Genomic DNA, 18,546 nt, shown 5'->3' with positions numbered 1-18,546 from the left:
TCTGGATCCTAGGTTCTTCCTAGGTGTTTCGGAACCGATCGTCTCGCGGACGGGTCGGTGGAGGACCGGACGGGTCAGCCCGCGGGGGTGTGGAACGCCGGCCGCGCGGCCGCGACACTGGCCCCCGTGAGCGACGCGTCCCGCCCCGCGGCTTCCTCGGCCCCCGCAGCCCACTCGCACCGCGCCGACGTGCCGCCGGAGCGTCCGCCGCGGCGGGTGATCGTCGGCGCGCTCGTCGCGGTCGTGGTGCTCCAGGTGCTCTTCGCGCTGAGCTACCTGGGTGCGTTCCACGACCCCTCGCCGCACGAGGTGCCGATCTCGGTGGCGGCCACGACGGGCGGCGGCGGCGCCGGCGCGGCCCGGCAGGCGGCCGCGGGGCTGGAGCGGGAGGGCGGCGACGCCGTCGAGGTGCGCGTGGCGGCCGATCCAGCCTCGGCGCGGGCCGCGGTCGAGGTCGACCGGGACGCCGCGGGCGCGCTCGTGCTGGGCGGGGGCGGCTCGGACACGACCGACCGGCTCTACGTGGCCAGCGCAGCCGGCGTCGCCCAGGCCCAGCTGATCCGGCAGCAGGTCGGCGACGCGGAGTCGCGCGAGGGCCGGCGGCTGGACGTCGTCGACGTCGCGCCGCTGCCGCAGGCCGACAGTCGCGGCACCGCGCCCTTCTACCTCGTGCTGGTCATGGCCTTCGGCGGCTACCTCGGCGTCACCGTCCTCAGCCTGCTGGCAACCCCGGCGGCCGCCCGCGGACGCCTGGCCCTGGAGCGGCTCGGGGGCATGGCGGCGTACGCGCTGGTCTCCGCGGTGGCGGTCGTGGCGCTCGCCCGCCTGTCCTTCGGCCTCCTCGAGGGTCACCTGCTCGCCGCGACGCTCGCCTGCGCGCTCGTGGGCTACGCGGTCGCCTCCGTCGCGGTGACCCTGCAGGCGCTGCTGGGCACCGCCGGCACCGGCCTGGTGATCCTGCTCTTCGTCGTGCTCGGCAACCCGACCGCCGGCGGCGCGGTGCCCTACGACTTCCTCCCGACGCCGCTCGGCGCGGTCGGGCCGTGGCTGGTGAACGGCGCCGGCGTCGACCTGCTGCGCGGGCTCCTCTACTTCGACGGGCACGCGATCGTCCGGCCCCTGCTGGTGCTCGCGGCCTGGGCGGTGCTCGGCAGCGTCGGCGCGGTGACGGTGAGCGCCGCGCGGGCCCGCCGCGGACGCACCGAGCTGGCCCCGGCGGTGGCCGCCGGTCTCTAGCCCTCCGCTAGTGTTTGCGCATGCACGCAAACACGCAAGCCATGCCGTGGGACGACGACGTCGTCACGCTCACCGTCGAGGTGCTGCGCATGCTGGCCGACCCGACGCGGCTGCGCCTGGCCGGCCTGCTCCTCGACGACGAGCGCTCGGTCTCCGAGCTCGCGGCGGCGCTGGAGCGCCCGGTGCCGGCCGTCTCCCAGCACCTGGCGAAGATGCGCATGGCGCGGCTGGTCACGACCCGGCGGGTCGGCACGTCGGCCCTCTACCGGGTCGAGAACGGCCACGTGCGTCAGCTGGTGCTCGACGCCGTCGGCCACGTCGAGCACCTGCTGGACGTGGTGCCGGCGCATCACCGGGCTGAGCGACGCGGCGGGGTGCGGCCCGCATGAGCCACGACGTCCACTCCCCGCACGACCACGACCTCGGCCACGGGCACGGGCACGGACACGGGCACGGGCGGCTCGGCCCGTGGGCCCGGCTGCGCGACCTCGGCGGGCACCTGCTCGGCGCCGGGCACGGCCACGACGCGGCCGACCAGGTCGACGACGCGCTCGAGGCCGACGCGCGGGGCCGTCGGGCGCTCTGGCTCAGCCTCGCGCTGCTCGGGGTCACGGCCGCGGCCCAGGGCGCGGTGGTCGTGCTGACCGGATCGGTCGCGCTGCTCGGCGACACCCTGCACAACGTCGCCGACGCGCTCACGGCGCTGCCGCTCCTGGCCGCCTTCGCGCTCGCCCGGCGTCCGGCGAACGACCGGCTCACCTACGGCTACGGCCGCGCGGAGGACCTCGCGGGGGTCGTCGTCGTGCTGATGATCGCGCTGTCGAGCGTGCTGGCCGCCGGCGAGGCGATCCGCCGGCTGCTCGATCCCCGGGCGGTCGACCACGTCTGGGCGGTCGCGCTGGCCGGCGTGATCGGCTTCGCGGGCAACGAGGTGGTCGCGCAGTACCGCATCCGGGTCGGTCGCCAGATCGGCTCGGCCGCGCTGGTGGCCGACGGGCTGCACGCGCGCACCGACGGGTTCACCTCCCTGGCCGTGGTGGTCGGCGCCCTCGGCGTGGCCCTCGGGGCGGAGTGGGCCGACCCGGTCGTCGGGCTGCTCATCTCGGTGGCGATCGTCGGCGTGCTGCGCTCGGCGGCCGCGCAGGTCGGCGCCCGGCTGATGGACGCCGTCGACCCCGCGCACGTCGCGGCCGCCCGTGCGGCGCTGGCCGACGTCGACGGCGTGGTCGCGGTCGAGCGGGTGCGCCTGCGGTGGGTCGGCCACACGCTGCACGCCGAGGCCCGCGTGGTCGGCGCCACCGGGCTCGACCTGGTGCAGGCGGGCGTCGTCGCGGACGAGGCCCGGCATTCGCTGCGCCACGACCTGCGCCGGCTCGGCGACGTGGTCGTCGAGGTCGTGCCCGAGCCCGCCCGGCGGGCCTGAGCCCCCGTCGGATCAGGCGGCCGGGTAGGCCCGGTCGACGAAGGCCGCGAGCCGGTCGACCAGGGCCTCGACCGTGGCGCCGGTGGCCGGGCGCGGGTCCCACGAGGCGTGCAGCCGGACGACCACCGGCCGCCCGTCGTCGTCGGCGAGGCGCACCGGGCGCAGCCCGAACCGCGGCTCGTCGGAGACGATCGCCACGCCGCGGCCCGCGGCGGCGAGCGCCTGCGCCAGCGCGCCCGTCCCGGCCTCGACGTGCTCGCCGAGCGCGCGACCGGACGCCGCCAGCGCCGTCTCGAGGGCGGCGCGGGCGGTGAAGGCCGGCGGCACGACGATCGCGGCGCCGCCCGCGCCGTCGGCGAGCTCGCCGACGCCGACCGTGCCGCGCGCGGCCCACGGGTGCGCCGGCGCCACGCAGGCCCACACCGGCAGGGTCGCGAGCGGACGCGCCACGAAGGGCGCCGCGGCCGGCGCGGGCGCCAGAGCGAGGTCGACGCCGTCGAGCAGCATGGCCCGCGCCGTCACGCCGTCGGCGACCCGGGCGTCGACCACGGGGTCGTCGATGGCCAGGCCGGCGACGAACGGCGCCACCACGTCGGTGAGCGTGACGGTGGGGGCAGCGACGAGCAGCCGGGACAGCCGCCCCTCGGCGCGCAGGGCCGCGGCGCGACGCAGCTCGTCGGCGGCGTCGAGGGCCGCCGCCGCGAGCGGCAGCAGCTCCTCGCCCGCCCGGCTGAGCCGCAGCGGCCCCGGACGCCGCTCGAAGAGGTCGACGCCGAGCTCCCGCTCGAGATCGCGCAGCTGGCGCGAGAGGCCGGGCTGGGTCAGGTGCAGCTCGGCGGCCGCGGCGGTGACGCCGCCCGCGCGGGCCGTGGCGACGAGGTAGCGGAGGTGGCGCAGCTCCATGGCCGCAGCCTAGGCATCCCATGCCCGACGAGCATGGTTTCCGCGCCGATCAGGCATTGGACAGCATGGGCGTCGCCTCGGACACTGATCTCCTCAGCCCGTGCCGCCTGGAGGACCCCGTGACGCTCACCGCCGACCCCACCCCGTCCGCTCCCGCCGCGGGGGCCCCGGCCCAGGAGCGCCGGCTCGTCACCGAGCTGCCCGGCCCCCGCTCGCGGGCGCTGATGGAGCGCAAGTCGGCGGCCGTCGCGGCCGGCGTCGGCACCACCATGCCGGTCTTCGCCGAGCGCGCCGGCGGCGGCATCGTCGTCGACGTCGACGGCAACCACCTGATCGACCTCGGCTCCGGCATCGCGGTGACGACGGTGGGCAACGCCGCGCCCCGCGTCGTCGAGGCGGTGCAGGCGCAGGTGGCGGCCTTCACCCACACCTGCTTCATGGTCACGCCCTACGCCGGCTACGTCGAGGTCGCCGAGGCGCTCAACCGGCTGACGCCCGGCGGCCACGAGAAGCGCACCGCGCTGTTCAACTCCGGCGCCGAGGCCGTCGAGAACGCCGTCAAGATCGCCCGCGCGCACACGGGCCGGCAGGGCGTCGTCGTCTTCGACCACGCCTACCACGGCCGCACCAATCTCACGATGGCGATGACCGCCAAGAGCATGCCCTACAAGCACGGCTTCGGCCCGTTCGCCTCCGAGGTCTACCGCGCGCCGCTGTCGTACCCCTTCCGCGACGGCGGCCTCGACGGCGCCGAGGCGGCCCGCCGCGCGATCACCCAGATCGAGGCCCAGGTCGGCGCCGCGAACCTCGCCTGCGTCGTGATCGAGCCGATCCAGGGCGAGGGTGGCTTCATCGTGCCCGCCGAGGGGTTCCTGCCGACGCTCCTCGCCTGGTGCCGCGCGAACGACGTGGTGTTCGTGGCCGACGAGGTGCAGACCGGCTTCGCCCGCACGGGCGCGATGTTCGCCTGCGAGCACGAGGACGTCGTGCCCGACCTGATCGTCACCGCCAAGGGCATCGCCGGCGGACTCCCGCTCTCGGCCGTCACCGGTCGCGCCGAGATCATGGACGCCGCGCACGTGGGCGGCCTCGGCGGCACCTACGGCGGGAACCCGCTGGCCTGCGCCGCGGCGCTCGCGGCGATCGAGACCATCGAGGCCGACGGGCTCGTGGCCCGCGCCCGCGAGGTGCACGCGCTGGTCACCGCCCGGCTCGGCGAGCTGCGGCAGCGCGACGCCCGCATCGGCGAGGTGCGCGGACGCGGCGCGATGCTCGCCGTCGAGCTCGTCGACCCCGCCTCCGGGGAGCCGGACGCCGCGCTGGCCAAGGCCGTCGCGGGCGCCGCGCACCGGCAGGGCGTCGTCGTCCTGACCTGCGGCACCTTCGGCAACGTGCTGCGGCTGCTGCCGCCGCTGTCGATCTCCGACGCCCTGCTGCACGACGCGCTCGACGTGCTCGAGGCGGCCTTCGCGGCCTCCTGAGGTCCCGGTGTCAGGTGCCGGCGTCGGGTGCCGACGTCGGGTGCCGGCGTCAGGTGCCGGCGTCGATCCGGCGGTCGGCGAGCGCCGGCGCGGCCGCGGGCGCCCGCTGCGCCTCGCGTCGCAGGTGCACCGCCACCAGGACGCTGGTGACCGCCGCCCAGACGCACCACAGCGAGATCAGGCCGTCCTGCATCAGCCAGGCCAGCAGCGCCACCACCACGAGGTTGAGCGCCCCGAAGGCCAGCAGCGGACGGGAGCGCGCCGCCAGTCCCGGCCCGCAGGTGGCGAGCACGTAGACGGCGACGAAGAGGGTGGCCACGGGCGGGTCGACGGAGTAGGCGACGTGGTGCCCCTCGATCCGGCGGCCGAGCGGCCCGTCCAGCAGCGCGTGCAGGCCGACGAGCGCCACCACGACCCCGGCCGTCACGAACACGACGTCAGCCGCCGGCGCACGACTCGTGCGCAGCGCCGCGAACGCCACCGGCACCAGCACGGGGACGACGCAGATCGCGATCAGCACGTAGGCCCAGGCCGCCACCGATCCGGCGACCCGGCACTCCTGGCCCAGGACGCTCCCGGTGAGCCGTCCCTGCAGCTCCCACCAGACGAGCGTCTCGACCAGCTGGTGCACGCCGAACACGACGGGCAGGGCGGCCAGCGGCCACTGGCGCGGCCGGGTGACGTGCCGCAGCGCGTCGAGGCCCACCAGGGTGACGGCGGTGCCGGCGGCGAGGTCCATCTCGGGGGAGAAGCACATGGGGAGCGTCCTTCGTGGGCGGGTGGCGCCGACGGTAGACAGCAGAGGCCCGGCCGGACGACGCCCTAGGGGTGGTCGTCCGGCCGGGCCGGATCGGGGTGGTGCGGGTCAGCCGCCCAGGGTGCGGGCGAGCCGGGTGAGGGCGGCGTCCTCGGTGGCCTGCTCGGGCCGGTGCGCGCGCACGGACGACAGGACGGGGTCGATCCGCTGGTCGACGTAGGTCCAGGCCTGGCAGTCGGTGGCGGTGAGGGCGTCGGCGCGCTTGTCCCAGGCGCTCTCCAGGGCGGTGGCGGCGGTGCCGGCGGCCCGGGCGTCGCCCGCGTCGACGGCGGTGCGGATGTCCTTCGTCAGCGTGGCGAAGGTGGTGACGTCGGCGGCGGGGAACCTCTGCACGAGCAGCTGGTGCGCGGCGGCGTCGTCGGTCGGGGCGTTCCCGGCCGAGCAGGACGGCGCCGGGGCGTCGTCGAGCGCGGAGGCGTGGGGCTGGCTGTCGGTGTAGGTGAGCAGCCCGGCGGTGCCGACGGCGACGACGCCGAACAGGGCGAGCACGGCGCGCTCGCGGCCGAGACGGCGGTGCGCGTCCGTGACGGCGGGCGTCGCGGTGCTGCCGGAGCCGATCACGTCGACCTTCGAGACGGTCAGGTAGACCACCGTGGCGAGGATGGCGCCGAGGAAGACCAGGCTGGTGCCCAGCGTGCCCAGGCCGAGACCGGCGGTGAGGTCCTGGGGGTCACGGGGCGAGGCGAGGAAGTCGCCGATGTTGGCGCCAAGGGGGCGGGTGAGGATGTAGGCGACCCAGAAGCACAGGACCGCGTTGCCGCCCATCCGCCAGCCGACGACCGTGATCGCGATCAGGGTGGCGGGCAGCAGGATCGAGGTGCCGGCGCCCCACCCGGTGAGGGTGAGCGTCCAGTCGCCGGTGGCGGTGCCGAGCGCGAAGGTGACGAGCACCGCGAGCCAGTAGAAGGCCTCACGGGGCAGGGTGACGATCGAGTGGATCGAGAGCGTCCGCTCGCGGGCGTACCAGATGCCGAAGACGACGGCGAGCAGGGCGGAGAACACCGCGCTGGAGATCCACAGCGGCACGGCGAGCTGGTCGGTGAGGATGTCGGTGTAGAGCGTGCCGGTGACGCTCACGACCACGACCGTCAGCCAGTACAGGCCCGGCACGTACCGCGGGGCGCGCAGCTGGGCGCCGAGCACGACCACGAACACGACCGTGAAGAGGATCGTCGTGTTGGTCAGGCCGAAGCCGAGGGTCTCGTTGACGTAGTCGGCGAACGACTCGCCGACGGTGGTGCACAGGATCTTGATCACCCAGAACCACAGCGTGACCTCGGGGACCTTGTTCAGCAGGGCCCGCGCGTCGGGACGGGCCGGGGGAGTCGTGGTGGTCGTGCTCATGGTGAGGACCCTGGACGCCGCGCCTGACAGCGGACTGACAGATCCGGGCGCGATCGCCGGGTACCGGGACGCCGCACCGTCCGATGGGGGAGGGTCGGCACATGCGGGTGCTGCTGGTGGAGGACGAGGCGCGGCTGGCGACCGCCCTGCGCCGCGGTCTGGAGGCGGAGGGCCACGCCGTCGACGTCGCGGTCGACGGTCCCGAGGCCCTCTGGCACGCCGAGGAGCACCGCTACGACGTGATCGTCCTCGACGTCATGCTGCCGGGGCTGGACGGCCTCGAGGTGTGCCGCCGGCTGCGCGCCCGCGAGGACTGGACGCCGGTGCTCATGCTCACCGCCCGCGACGCCCGACCCGACATGATCGCGGGCCTCGACGTCGGGGCCGACGACTACGTCACCAAGCCGTTCGCCTTCGACGTGCTGCTCGCCCGGCTGCGCTCGCTGGCGCGCCGGCAGGTCGCCGAGCGGCCGACCGTGCTGACCTGCGGCGACCTCGCGCTCGACCCGGCCACCCGCGAGGTGCGGCGGGGCGAGGCGGTGATCGAGACGACCAGCCGCGAGTTCGCGCTGCTGGAGGTGCTCCTGCGCAACCAGGGCGTGGTCGTCGGCAAGCAGCAGGTGCTGCAGGCGGTCTGGGGCTTCGACTTCGACGGCGACCCGAACGTCGTCGAGGTGTACGTGGGGCGGCTGCGGCGCAAGGTCGACCGGCCGTTCGGCCGCGCCTCGATCGAGACCGTCCGCGGCACCGGCTACCGGCTCCGGGCCGACGGATGAGCGGCGGGCTGCGTCACCGGCTGCGCGTGCAGGTGACGCTCGCGGCGGTCGGCGTCACGCTGCTGGCGGCGCTGGCCGGCGCCGTGCTCTTCCTGGGCGCCCTGCACCAGAGCCTCCAGGGCTCGCTGCTCGAGGGCGCGCGCCAGCAGGCCGCGTCGGTCGCGGCGCGCCTGGCCGCCGGCAGCACGCCCGAGGCGGCGGTGGCGTCGGGCCGCGACGACGTCGTGCTGCAGGTGCTCGGCCGGGCCGGCCGCATCCTGGCCACCGACCATCCCGAGCTGACCACCCCGATCGTCCGGACGCCCGGCGACGCCGCCGGGATCGCGGTGCCCGTGCTCGACGACCGGTTCGCCGTCGTCGCGCAGCGCGCGGCGTCGGGCCACCTGGTCGTCGTCGGCACCTCCGAGGAGGACCTCGACCGCTCGATGCGGGTCGCCTACGGGCTCGTCGCCGCCGGCGTCCCGCTGGCGGTGCTGCTCGTCGGCGCGGTCGTGTGGGTGGCGGTCGGACGCGCGCTGCGCCCCGTGGAGGTGATGCGCCGCGAGGCCGCGGCGATCACCGCCGAGCACCTGCACCGCCGGCTGGCGGTGCCGCCCGGCGACGACGAGATCCCGCTGCTCGCGGCCACGCTCAACGGGATGCTCGACCGCATCGACGCCGCCCAGCGCCGGCAGCGGCAGTTCGTCGCCGACGCCTCGCACGAGCTGCGCTCGCCGCTGGCCGTCGTCCGGCAGCTGGTGGAGGTGGCGCAGCGGCACCCGGAGTCGACGAGCGCCGTCGAGCTCGCCCGCGAGGTCGCGGCGGAGGAGCAGCGGATGGAGGATCTCGTCGTCGCCCTGCTCACCCTCGCGCGGCTCGACGACGGCGCGGTGGCGACCACCCAGGTGCTGGACCTCGACGACCTCGTCCACGGCGAGGTCGAGCGGCTGCGCGTGCGCGACGGCGGCCTCGTCATCGACCGGCACGGCGTCGGCGCCGCGCGGGTGCACGGCGACCCCGTCCTGTGGACGCAGGTGGTGGCGAACCTGCTCGGCAACGCCGCGCGGCACGCGCGCGAGCGCGTCCTGGTGAGCCTGGGCGAGGCCGGCGGCCGCGCGGTGCTCGTCGTCGAGGACGACGGGCCGGGCATCCCGCCGGCCGAGCGGGAGGCGGTCTTCGAGCGGTTCGTGCGGCTGGACGAGGCGCGGGCCCGCGACGCCGGCGGCGCGGGGCTCGGGCTGGCGATCGTGCGCGACGTCGTCACCCTCGCCGGCGGCTCGGTGCGGATCGAGGACGCGACGCTCGGCGGGGCGCGGTTCGTCGTCGACGCGCCCGGCGCGGCCGACTGACCCTCCGCCGCTCCGCCGCTCCGCCGCTCCGCCGCTCCGCTGCTCCAGAGCCGGGGCGTCAGGCGTCGACCGACGTCCCCTCGGTGACGGGACGTCGCGCGCCCGGGAGCCGCAGGCTCGGCGAGGGCAGCACCAGGAAGCCCTCGGCGCGCAGCGCGGCGGTGAGGATGCGCGGCAGGTCGGTGGCCCGCCGGAAGCACAGGAACCGCGGGCTCCACTCCGGGTGGTACTTGGCGTTGGAGCGGTAGAGCGACTCGATCTGCCAGTAGCGCGAGGCCCACCGCAGCACCGCGCACCACAGCCGCAGCACCGGCCCGGCGCCGACCCGGTCGCCCCGGGCGAACACGCCGCGGAACACGGCGAAGTTGAGCGAGACCCGGCGCACGCCGAGGGCACCCGCCTCGAGCGCGAGGGTGGCGACGAGCAGCTCGACGATGCCGTTGGCGGAGTCGCGGCGGCGGCGCATGAGGTCGAGCGAGAGGCCGTCGGGGCCCCACGGCACCAGGCCGAGCACGCCGTGCAGCACCCCGTCGGCGTCGCGGGCGCACACCACGACGGCCTCGGGGTCGCCGAGGTCGGCGACGCGGTCGAGCGCCATCGAGAAGCCGCGCTCGGCGCCCTCGCGCCAGGCCTCGGCGGAGTCGAGGATCTCCCGGCGCTGGGCGTCGTCGAGATCGCGGACGCGCGCGCAGGTGGCGCTCAGCCCCGCCCGCTGGCAGCGGGTGACGGCCTGCCGGACGCCGCGCATCGCGCGTCCCTCGAGGCTGAAGCCGGCGGTGTCGAGGACGGCCTCGTCGCCGATCTCCAGGGCGTCGAGCCCGGCCCGCCGGTACGCCTCGGCGGCGGCCTCGCCGGCGCCGAGCACCGCGGGCGACCAGCCGTAGGACTCGCACTCCTCCAGCCACGCGGCGATCGCGTCGGGCCAGCAGTCGGGCTCGCCGAGCGGGTCGCCGGCCGCCAGGGAGACCGTGCCGAGCACCCGGTAGCTGACGGCCGCGCGTCCGGTCGGGAGGGCCAGCAGGCAGCGGTCGCGGCGGGTGGCGAAGTAGCCCAGGGAGTCGCGCGCGCCGTGCCGGGCGAGCAGGCCGCGCACCTGCGCGTCCTCCTCGTCGGTGAGCGGGTGCGGGCCGTCGGCCGGCATCATCAGGGCCAGCAGCAGCACCAGCAGCACCGCGAGGCCGAGCACCGCCAGCGCGATCGCGGACGCGTCGTCGGCGCGCTCGGAGGTCCAGCGGATCGGGCCGGGGAGGCCGAGCAGGCCGTGGCCCGCCTCGCGGAAGCGCTCGCCGAGCGTGGTGCCCGGGGCCTGGCCGTAGCGGTCGACGCTCAGCCAGAGGGTGCCGAGCAGGGTGGCGACGACCGGCCCGGCCAGCAGGACGGTGAGCACGCGGCCGGTCGAGCGGGGATCGGGCCGCGCGGTGAAGTGCCGACGCCCGAGCACCAGCAGCGCGAGCAGGAACGCGGCGAACGCCGCCTCCTCCACGTCGAGGCCCTTGGCGAGGTCGAAGACCATCGAGAGCGAGACCAGCACGACGCACAGCGCCCACGCCCGACGCTTGCCGCGGCGCACCGCCCGCGAGACGACGATCAGCACGGTCGCCACGGCGAGGTCGGCGGTGGTGGCCGCCGCCGGCACGGCGCCCGGCACCAGGTGGGCCAGGGCGCGCAGCCGGTCGTGCAGCGTGGGCGAGGCCGCGCTGCCGAGGGTGATGAGGCCGAGCAGCAGGACGATCCGGGAGATCGCCAGCGGCGTGGTCAGGTAGCGGCGCCAGCCGGTGAGCTCGTGCGCGCTGCACGCGCTCGGCGGGGCGGCCTCGGCGGGGCGAGCCGTCGAGCGGCTCGGGCGCGGGTCGGTCATCGTCACTGCAGGGCTCCCGAGAGGTGGTCGGCGCGCACGCGGGCGTAGAGCTCGCGGTGCTCGCGGAGCACCGAGGTCCACTCCATGCCGGTGGCGACCTCGGCGTTGTGGCGGCGGATCCGTGCGGCCAGCGCGGGATCCTGGGCCAGCCTCAGCAGCGTAGGCGCCAGATGGGCGTCGTCGCGAGCCAGCAGCCCCTCGACGCCGTCGCGGACGAACTCGGTGACCCCGCCGGCGGCCATCGCGACGACCGGCACCCCGGCGCAGCGCGCCTCGAGCGCGGCGATGCCGAACGACTCCAGCGTGGCCGCGGCGACGAACGCGTCGGCCCGGGCCAGGTGGTCGCGGATCTGCTCGCGCGAGAGCGCGCCGGGCAGGTGGACGTGGCGCTCGAGCCGGTGGCGGCGCACGGCGTCGACGACCCGGGCGCGCTGCGGACCGTCGCCGACGATCGTGGCGTGCCAGTCGAGGTCGGGCGCGAGGTCGCGCAGCCGGGCGAGCGCGCCGACCACGACGAGCGTGCGCTTGCGAGCGGCGAGGCGTCCGACGACGAGGATCTCGAAGCGTCCGGTGGGCCGGTGCGTCAGCCGCCAGCGATCGGCGTCGATCCCGTTGTGCAGCACCCCCACCTCGACGCCCTCGGGCAGCGCGGCGGCGAGGCGGTCGGCGGCGACCCGGCTGACGGCGGTGAACGCCACCTCCCCGGCCGGCACCGCGACCCGCAGGCCGGCCCGCACCAGCCCGGCGTGCGCCGGGAGCATGGAGTGGAGGGTCGCGACCCGCGGCCGCCGCGCCTGCCGCAGCCCCGCCCACGCGAACGGCGAGGCGACGCTGAGGTGACCGTGGACGACGTCGGCGTCGAGGTCGGCGAGCACGCGCCGCAGCCGGCGGTCGACGCCGAGCGCGCCCGGCACGCTGGGCACGGGCACGATCCGGACGCCCTCGGGCGAGCGGTGCGGCCGCGCGTCCGTGCCGGGCGTCCGGGCGGTGACGACCGTGACGTCGGCCCCGTCGGCGGACTGGCGGGCCGCGAGATCGGCCACGTGCAGCTCGATGCCGCCGACCCGCGGCAGGTAGGTGTCAGTGACGTGGACGATCCTCATGCGGCGACCTCCGTCGGCGACGTCGTGGCGGCCCCGGCCGTGGCGGCCCCGTCCGCCTCGGCGGGACGGCCCACGGGCTCGGGCGCCGGGGGCTGCGGCCGGCGTCGGCGGCCGTGCAGCCAGGCCAGCGCGACGGCGCCGCCGATCGGGATCTCGGCCGCGTAGGTGAGCGTCCGGTAGAGCAGGACGCCGGCGGCGGCGTCCGCGGCGTCGACGCCGAGCAGGTGGAGGGCGGCGACGCCGCCGAGCTCGACCAGGCCGGCGGAGCCGGGCGTCAGGGGCACGAGGGTCAGCAGCCGCTCGAGGGCGAAGGCGATGCAGATGGCGGTGCGGGACGCGTCGGCGCCGACGGCGGCCAGGCAGGCGACCAGCAGCAGGCCCTGGCAGAGCACGTAGGCGACGACGGCGACGGTCATCGTCGCCCAGCCGTCGGCGACGCTGACGATCAGGTCGCGCCGGCTGGCCAGCACCCGCGCCCGCAGCCCGCCGACGGGCGGGGCCGGACGACGTCCGCGCGGGCCGAACGAGCGCAGGCGGTGCCACAGCCGCTCGCAGCGGTCGGCGGCCGCCGCGGCGGCGGGCTCGGATCGCAGGGCGAGCGCCGAGGCGCCGCCGAGCACGACGACCAGGCCGAGCGCGGTGAGCGCCACCCCGGCGGTGCCGCCGGGGAGGTCGACGCCCAGCAGCGCCGCCGTGCCGAGGATGCCGACGCCGACGAGCAGCCGCGCGAGCGCGTTCCACAGATTGCTGACCAGGGCGAACGCCGCGTAGGCCTCGGCCGTGAAGCCCCAGCTGCGCGCCATCGCGAAGCCGAGCCCGGCACCGGCCGCGCCGCCGGCGGGCATCACGTTCGTCACCGCGGAGCCGGCGAGGTTGAGCCCGAGGGCCTGGCGGGCGCTGAGGCCGGGCAGCGCCTTGCACAGCACCGGCAGGTGGATCAGCAGGCCGACCGCCCACAGGAGCACCAGGCCGAGCAGCACCCCGGGGTGCACCGCGCCGATGATCCGGGAGATCTCGCGCCAGGTCGTGCCGAGCAGCAGGGGCAGCAGGGCGAGCAGCCCGACCCCCAGGGCGAGGGCCGCAGCGGAGACCGCCAGGGAGGCGGCGCCACGCGCCCGAGTGGGTGCCGCGCTCATCCGTGCCTTCCTCCGGGCGCCGACGCTGGTGCCCGGGACTTCGACCTCAGTGTCGGGTCGTCAATCTGTCTGCCACCTGACTATCGGGTGTTGCGGGCCTCCCTGCACGGGTGGACTGGACCACTCCTCGCCGTGCGCGCGTCCCGCGTGCGACATCCTGGGCCGGTGGCCACCCTCGTCTCCTTCCACGCGCATCCCGACGACGAGTCGCTCCTGACCGGCGGCACGCTCGCGCGGGCGGCGGCCGAGGGCCACCGGACGGTGCTGGTGACCGCGACCGACGGCGCGGCCGGGCTGGCCGACCCCTCCTGGGGCAGCGGCGCCGAGCTCGGACGTCGACGGCTGGCCGAGCTGGAGGAGGCCGCCGCGCGGCTCGGCGTCGCGCGGGTCGTGCCGCTGGGCCACGTCGACGGCGGGTTCGCCGCGGCCGGCGTCGACGGTCCGGCCGCCCAGCTGCACGCCGTGCTCGCGGAGGAGTCCGCCGGCGTGCTCACCGGCTACGATCCGTCGGGGGGCTACGGGCATCCCGACCACGTGCACGTGCACCGGGTCGCGCGCGCGGCCGCCCGACTCGCCGCGGCCGACGGGCAGCGGCTGCGGCTGCTCGAGGCGAGCGTCGACCGGGCCCTGCTCCTGCGGGCGGCGCGGCTGCTGCACCGGCTGCCGGGCGCGCCCGAGATGGACCTCGAGCGGCTCGCGGTCTCCTACCTCGCCCGCGAGGAGCTGACGCACCGGGTCGACGTGCGCGCGTTCGTGCCGGCAAAGATCGAGGCGCTGGCGGCCCACGGCAGCCAGCAGACCGGCGGCCGCGGGCTGCGGACGGTGACGGTGCTGCGTCGCCTCCCCGGGCCGCTGGCCCGGGCCGTGCTCGGACGGGAGTGGTTCCGCGAGGTCGGCGCCGTGGCGGGCGGACGTCCGCTCGACGACGTCATGGCCGCGGCCGCACGGCCCGAGCGGCCGGACAGACCCGCGCGGCCCGAGCGGCCTGACACACTCGCGCCGTGACCGCGTCCGCGCCCGCGCCCCCGCGTCCCGCCCTGACGCCGTGGCGGTTCGTGGTCGCCTTCGGCGTGGTGAGCCTGCTGGCCGACATGGTGTACGAGGGCGCCCGCAGCATCATCGGCCCGTACCTCGCCACGCTCGGCGCCTCGGCGTTCGTCGTCGGCCTGGTCGCCGGCGTCGGCGAGCTGATCGGCTACGGCCTGCGCGTCGTCTCGGGCTACGCGGTGCGCCGCACGCAGCGCTACTGGACGTGGACGATCCTGGGCTACGCGCTCACGGTGCTCAGCGTGCCGCTGGTCGGGGCGACCGGGGCGCTGGTGCCGGCCCTCCTGCTCTACGGCACCGAGCGGCTCGGCAAGGCCGTGCGATCGCCGGCGAAGGACACGCTGCTGTCGTACGCCTCGGCGCGCACCGGTCGGGGCAGCGCGTTCGGCGTCCACCAGGCCCTCGACCAGACGGGCGCGGTGCTCGGCCCGCTCCTGCTCGCCGCGGTCCTGGGCTGGCGCGACGGCGACTACCGCCTCGCCTTCGGCGTGCTCGCGGTGCCGGGCGTCGTCGTCCTGGTGCTGCTGCTGTGGCTGCGCGGCCGGGTGCCCGACCCGCGCTCCTACGAGGAGGAGCCGACGAGCGCGGCGAGCGGCGCGAGCGCGGGGACGGCCCCGGCGCCCGCCCCGCCGGCCGCGCTGCCCCGCCTCTTCTGGGCCTACGCCGCCGCGCTGGGCGTCCTCTCGCTGGGCGTCGTGTCGTTCCCGCTGCTGGCCTTCCACGCCGAGACGACCGGCGTGCTGACCGCCCCGCAGGTGCCGCTGCTGTTCGCCGTCGCGATGGCGGTCGACGGCGCCGCGGGGCTGCTCGTCGGCCGCGTCTACGACGCGCGCGGCCCCTGGACGCTGCTGGCCGTGCCGGTGGCGGCGGCCGGATCCGCCCTGGCGTTCGCGCACGCCGTGTGGCCGGTGCTGCTCGGCATCGCGGTGTGGGGCGTCGTCAACGGCGTCCTCGACTCCACCGCCAAGGCCGTCGTCACCGAGCTCGTGCCCGGCGCCTCCCGCGCCGTCGGCTTCGGCTGGCTGGCCTTCGTGCGCGGCGCGTCGCTGCTGGCCGGCGGTGCCCTGATCGGAGCGGCCTACGACCGGTCCATCGGCCTGGCGGTGGGCGTCGTCCTGGTCGCGAACCTGCTCGGCGGCATCGCGCTGGTGGGCGTCCTGCGGAGGGTCCGGTGAGCCCGGAGGGCGGTCCGGACGCGCACACCGGGCGGGGCAGCGCCCGCGAGGTGCTCGCGGTGTTCCTGCGGCTCGGGCTGACGTCGTTCGGCGGCCCCGTCGCGCACCTCGGCTACTTCCGCGACGCGCTCGTCGTGCGGCGGCGCTGGCTCGGCGAGCAGGCCTACGCCGACGTCGTCGCCCTGTGCCAGCTGCTGCCGGGCCCGGCCTCGAGCCAGGTCGGCATGGCTCTGGGGCTGCAGCGCGCGGGCCTGCTCGGGATGCTCGCCGCCTGGGTCGGCTTCACCCTCCCCTCGGCGCTCGCCCTGGGAGCGTTCGCACTGGTCGTCGCACGGTCCGGCGATCTCGCCGGCGCCGGTTGGATCGACGGGCTGAAGGCCGCCGCCGTCGCCGTCGTCGTGCAGGCGGTCCTCGGGATGGCGCGCTCCCTCACGCCGGACGCGCGGCGCGCGGCGATCGGCGTCGTCACCCTGCTGCTGGCCGTGCTGCTGCCGGGAGCGGCGACGCAGGTGCTGCTCATCGTCGGTGCAGGGCTGCTCGGCCTCGTGCTGCTGCGCCCGCTCGTCCCCTCGGGCACGGAGACGGACCTCGCGCCGCTGGTCGAGGTGCCGCGCCGGCTGGCGGTCGGCTGCCTCGGCCTCTTCGCGGCGCTGCTGGTCGTGCTGCCGCTGGTCGGCACGGCGTTCGGCGGTCTCGCCGAGCTCGCGGCGATCTTCTACCGCGCCGGCGCCCTGGTCTTCGGCGGCGGCCACGTCGTGCTGCCGCTGCTCCAGTCCGACCTGGTGGACCCCGGTCTGGTCGACCGCGCCGACTTCCTCGCCGGGTACGGCGCCACCCAGGCGGTGCCGGGTCCGCTGTTCACCTTCGCCGCCTTCCTCGGCTCGCTGCGGGACGGGGTGCTGGGCGGGGTGGTCGCGACGCTCGCGATCTTCCTGCCCGCCGCCCTGCTCGTGCTCGGCGCCCTGCCCTTCTGGCAGCGGCTGCGCACGTCGGCGCCCGCGCGCAGCGCGCTGATGGGCGTCAACGCCGCCGTCGTCGGGCTGCTCGCCGCCGCGCTCTACGACCCCGTGCTCTCCGAGGGCGTCACCTCGTGGCGTGCGGCCCTGCTCGCGCTCGCCGCCTACCTGGTGCTCGAGCGCCTCCGCTGCCCGCCGTGGGGGGTGGTCGTCGGCGCGGCCCTCGTCGGCGCGGTGCTGCTCTGACGGGGAGTCGCGGTGGTCGAGCGCGGCCCCGGTGGTCGAGTGCATGTCGGTGGTCGAGCGCGCTTCGGTGGTCGAGCGCGGCCCCGGTGGTTGAGCGCATGTCGGTGGTCGAGCTTGTCGAGACCCCCGCACCCGATCGCCGTGCTCGCGGTCGGCTCACTGGTCGGCGGTGGTCCCTGACGCGGTGATGGCACTCGGTGGTCGCTCGCCGTCTCGGTACCTCGGGTGTTCCCCGTTCGCCGTCGCCGGCTTCACCGTTCGTCTCTCTCAGTTGGCTGTGGTCGCTGCTTCGAAAACCTCCTCTGATCTGGGGATATCCACTTCTCTTCGAACGCGTGTTCGCATAGAATCAGGCTATGCCCTCTCGGACCCCTCGCCTGCTGCGTGACAGCGACGCCCTGCGCGCGGCCATGGCTGCGCGGGCTGCCGCTGAGCAGTCCGAGCGCGAGGTCTTCATCGCCGCCGCGGACTGGGCGATCGCTCACGTGGCCGGGTCCGGTGACGTAGCTGGGTATGTGATCGACACCGGGATGATGCTTCCGCTGGCAGGCCCCGGGGCGCCGGAGGTGCAGGAGCACGCGGTCACCGAGTTCATCACCGCGTTGGGCATGACGCAGCAGGCGGGCTCCTTCTACGTGGGCCACGCGCTCGAGGCGTGCGTACGGCTGCCTCGGGTGTGGTCGCGGCTGCTGCGCGGCGAGCTGGCGGTGTGGCAGGTCCGCCGGATCACCGAGGACACCATCCCCCTCTCCGCTGAAGCCGCTGACCTGGTGGACGCGCGGATCGCCGCCTACGCCCACCAGGTGTCGCGGACCCAGATCAGCAACATCTGCCGGCTGGCACAGGAGCACACGAACCCCGAGGACGCGATCCTGCGAAAGGCCCGGGAGGCGGAGCACCGACGATTCGACGTGTGGCTCGGCCAGACCGGCTTCGACGGGACGGTCGATGTGTCCGCGATCCTCGACCAGCCCGACGCCGCTGACCTCGAACGTGCCATCGCAGCCCTCGCCGAGCAGCTGAAGAAGGCCGGCTCGGAGGACACGCTGAGCGTCCGGCGCGCCAAGGCCGCGGGGATGCTCGCCCGTGGCGAGCAGGCTCTTCCGCTCGACACCGCTCCGATCGAGAACACCACGAAGACCCGCTCACGACACCTCACGCTCTACGTGCACCTCTCGGTCGACGCCGTCACCGGCGCGCTGGGCGACGTCGCTCGCAGTGAGGCGTCCCGGTCGCCGCTGGGTGTCGATGTGATCAAGGCGTGGTGCCAGACCGCCGGCACTACCGTGACCGTCCGGCCGATCCTCGACCTGGCAGCCGAGCGGTACAGCGACGCCTACGAGGTGCCGGACCTGATCCGCGAGCAGATCATCCTCCGCGATCACACCTGCGTGTTTCCCTACTGCACCCGCCCGGCCAGGGCCTGCGACGCCGACCACGTGCAGTCGTACGAGTCTGGCGGGCCGACCGCGTCGTCCAACCTGGCGCCGCTGTGCAGGAAGCACCACCGCCACAAGACCCACGACGGCTGGCGCTACAAGCCAGCAGGACCCGACCAACCCGGTGTCTACCTGTGGCGATCACCGAACGGCGTCCGATTCAGGCGCGACCGCCACGGCACCACCCTGGTGGTGGTCGAGCCTGACCCCGGTGGTCGAGCTTGACCCCGGTGGTTGAGCTTGTCGAAACCCCGGTCTCGACAAGCTCGACCACCGAC

At 76.0% G+C, this 18,546-nt stretch carries 16 protein-coding genes; 10 read left to right on the top strand and 6 right to left on the bottom strand.

Annotation, left to right across the window (positions count from 1 at the left end):
- The first annotated feature begins 126 nt into the window (after positions 1-126).
- Genes K8Z61_RS11160 through K8Z61_RS11150 form a run of 3 tightly spaced genes read left to right on the top strand, consistent with a single transcriptional unit; the run spans position 127 to position 2,659 of the window.
- On the top strand, positions 127-1,236 hold the full coding sequence (locus K8Z61_RS11160; protein WP_224129493.1) for a hypothetical protein: 1,110 nt from the start codon (positions 127-129) through the stop codon (positions 1,234-1,236).
- Between the two features lie 20 nt (positions 1,237-1,256).
- Positions 1,257-1,625 (top strand): metalloregulator ArsR/SmtB family transcription factor, encoded by a 369-nt coding sequence (locus K8Z61_RS11155; protein ID WP_224129491.1) that lies wholly within the window; start codon positions 1,257-1,259, stop codon positions 1,623-1,625.
- Positions 1,622-2,659: a cation diffusion facilitator family transporter gene (locus K8Z61_RS11150; protein ID WP_224129489.1), complete on the top strand. Its 1,038-nt coding sequence runs from the start codon at positions 1,622-1,624 to the stop codon at positions 2,657-2,659. Before K8Z61_RS11155 ends, K8Z61_RS11150 begins: the two co-directional genes overlap by 4 nt.
- A 12-nt stretch (positions 2,660-2,671) precedes the next feature.
- Here the strand turns inward: K8Z61_RS11150 and K8Z61_RS11145 are convergent, their stop codons facing one another.
- The gene (locus K8Z61_RS11145) at positions 2,672-3,562 is read right to left on the bottom strand and encodes a LysR family transcriptional regulator (RefSeq protein WP_224129487.1); all 891 of its coding nucleotides are present in this window, start codon (positions 3,560-3,562) and stop codon (positions 2,672-2,674) included.
- Positions 3,563-3,681: 119 nt separating this feature from the next.
- Here K8Z61_RS11145 and gabT point away from each other — a divergent pair, with 119 nt between their 5' ends.
- Positions 3,682-5,043, top strand: coding sequence for a 4-aminobutyrate--2-oxoglutarate transaminase (gene gabT, locus K8Z61_RS11140; RefSeq protein WP_224129486.1), 1,362 nt, complete (start codon positions 3,682-3,684; stop codon positions 5,041-5,043).
- Positions 5,044-5,092: 49 nt separating this feature from the next.
- Here gabT and K8Z61_RS11135 read toward each other — a convergent pair whose 3' ends face one another.
- On the bottom strand, positions 5,093-5,800 hold the full coding sequence (locus tag K8Z61_RS11135) for a DUF6629 family protein (protein ID WP_224129484.1): 708 nt from the start codon (positions 5,798-5,800) through the stop codon (positions 5,093-5,095).
- 108 nt (positions 5,801-5,908) lie between these two features.
- Positions 5,909-7,204, bottom strand: coding sequence for a hypothetical protein (locus tag K8Z61_RS11130; RefSeq protein WP_224129482.1), 1,296 nt, complete (start codon positions 7,202-7,204; stop codon positions 5,909-5,911).
- 101 nt (positions 7,205-7,305) lie between these two features.
- Here K8Z61_RS11130 and K8Z61_RS11125 point away from each other — a divergent pair, with 101 nt between their 5' ends.
- Both K8Z61_RS11125 and K8Z61_RS11120 read left to right on the top strand, forming a co-directional pair.
- Positions 7,306-7,980: a response regulator transcription factor gene (locus K8Z61_RS11125; RefSeq protein ID WP_224129480.1), complete on the top strand. Its 675-nt coding sequence runs from the start codon at positions 7,306-7,308 to the stop codon at positions 7,978-7,980.
- Positions 7,977-9,308, top strand: a complete 1,332-nt coding sequence (locus K8Z61_RS11120; RefSeq protein WP_224129478.1) for a cell wall metabolism sensor histidine kinase WalK — start codon at positions 7,977-7,979, stop codon at positions 9,306-9,308. Before K8Z61_RS11125 ends, K8Z61_RS11120 begins: the two co-directional genes overlap by 4 nt.
- A 58-nt stretch (positions 9,309-9,366) precedes the next feature.
- On the opposite strand, the gene K8Z61_RS11115 is transcribed toward K8Z61_RS11120, so the two are convergent.
- Genes K8Z61_RS11115 through K8Z61_RS11105 form a run of 3 tightly spaced genes read right to left on the bottom strand, consistent with a single transcriptional unit; the run spans position 9,367 to position 13,405 of the window.
- A complete protein-coding gene (locus K8Z61_RS11115; protein ID WP_224129476.1) occupies positions 9,367-11,166 on the bottom strand; it encodes a phosphatidylglycerol lysyltransferase domain-containing protein in 1,800 nt (599 codons plus the stop codon).
- Positions 11,167-11,168: 2 nt separating this feature from the next.
- Positions 11,169-12,269, bottom strand: a complete 1,101-nt coding sequence (locus tag K8Z61_RS11110; protein WP_224129475.1) for a glycosyltransferase family 4 protein — start codon at positions 12,267-12,269, stop codon at positions 11,169-11,171.
- Positions 12,266-13,405: a flippase-like domain-containing protein gene (locus K8Z61_RS11105; RefSeq protein WP_224129473.1), complete on the bottom strand. Its 1,140-nt coding sequence runs from the start codon at positions 13,403-13,405 to the stop codon at positions 12,266-12,268. The genes K8Z61_RS11110 and K8Z61_RS11105 overlap by 4 nt, the downstream gene beginning before the upstream one ends.
- A gap of 165 nt (positions 13,406-13,570) precedes the next feature.
- Between K8Z61_RS11105 and K8Z61_RS11100 the strand changes: the two genes are divergently transcribed.
- The 4 genes from K8Z61_RS11100 (at position 13,571) to K8Z61_RS11085 (ending at position 18,493) form a co-directional block, all read left to right on the top strand.
- A complete protein-coding gene (locus K8Z61_RS11100; RefSeq protein WP_224129471.1) occupies positions 13,571-14,410 on the top strand; it encodes a PIG-L deacetylase family protein in 840 nt (279 codons plus the stop codon).
- Complete coding sequence (locus tag K8Z61_RS11095; RefSeq protein ID WP_224129469.1) at positions 14,407-15,627, top strand: MFS transporter; 1,221 nt, start codon at positions 14,407-14,409, stop codon at positions 15,625-15,627. The genes K8Z61_RS11100 and K8Z61_RS11095 overlap by 4 nt, the downstream gene beginning before the upstream one ends.
- On the top strand, positions 15,624-16,829 hold the full coding sequence (gene chrA / locus K8Z61_RS11090; protein WP_224129467.1) for a chromate efflux transporter: 1,206 nt from the start codon (positions 15,624-15,626) through the stop codon (positions 16,827-16,829). The genes K8Z61_RS11095 and chrA overlap by 4 nt, the downstream gene beginning before the upstream one ends.
- Before the next feature lie 356 nt (positions 16,830-17,185).
- Positions 17,186-18,493: an HNH endonuclease signature motif containing protein gene (locus tag K8Z61_RS11085; protein WP_224129465.1), complete on the top strand. Its 1,308-nt coding sequence runs from the start codon at positions 17,186-17,188 to the stop codon at positions 18,491-18,493.
- Positions 18,494-18,546: the final 53 nt, after the last annotated feature.

Origin of the sequence: Nocardioides sp. TRM66260-LWL (genome assembly GCF_020075545.1) — a bacterium.
Classification (GTDB): domain Bacteria; phylum Actinomycetota; class Actinomycetes; order Propionibacteriales; family Nocardioidaceae; genus Nocardioides.
Note: the sequence above shows the minus strand (reverse complement) of the source record. Positions and strands in the feature narration are given on the sequence as shown.

Excerpts from the sequence above, each read along its gene's own strand:
- K8Z61_RS11120 (WP_224129478.1), top strand. The coding sequence starts at position 7,977 with ATGAGCGGCGGGCTGCGTCACCGGCTGCGCGTGCAGGTGACGCTCGCG.
- K8Z61_RS11145 (WP_224129487.1), bottom strand. The coding sequence starts at position 3,562 with ATGGAGCTGCGCCACCTCCGCTACCTCGTCGCCACGGCCCGCGCGGGC.
- K8Z61_RS11085 (WP_224129465.1), top strand. The coding sequence starts at position 17,186 with ATGCCCTCTCGGACCCCTCGCCTGCTGCGTGACAGCGACGCCCTGCGC.
- K8Z61_RS11110 (WP_224129475.1), bottom strand. The coding sequence starts at position 12,269 with ATGAGGATCGTCCACGTCACTGACACCTACCTGCCGCGGGTCGGCGGC.
- K8Z61_RS11135 (WP_224129484.1), bottom strand. The coding sequence starts at position 5,800 with ATGTGCTTCTCCCCCGAGATGGACCTCGCCGCCGGCACCGCCGTCACC.
- K8Z61_RS11125 (WP_224129480.1), top strand. The coding sequence starts at position 7,306 with ATGCGGGTGCTGCTGGTGGAGGACGAGGCGCGGCTGGCGACCGCCCTG.
- K8Z61_RS11130 (WP_224129482.1), bottom strand. The coding sequence starts at position 7,204 with ATGAGCACGACCACCACGACTCCCCCGGCCCGTCCCGACGCGCGGGCC.
- K8Z61_RS11155 (WP_224129491.1), top strand. The coding sequence starts at position 1,257 with ATGCACGCAAACACGCAAGCCATGCCGTGGGACGACGACGTCGTCACG.
- K8Z61_RS11105 (WP_224129473.1), bottom strand. The coding sequence starts at position 13,405 with ATGAGCGCGGCACCCACTCGGGCGCGTGGCGCCGCCTCCCTGGCGGTC.
- K8Z61_RS11150 (WP_224129489.1), top strand. The coding sequence starts at position 1,622 with ATGAGCCACGACGTCCACTCCCCGCACGACCACGACCTCGGCCACGGG.
- K8Z61_RS11115 (WP_224129476.1), bottom strand. The coding sequence starts at position 11,166 with ATGACCGACCCGCGCCCGAGCCGCTCGACGGCTCGCCCCGCCGAGGCC.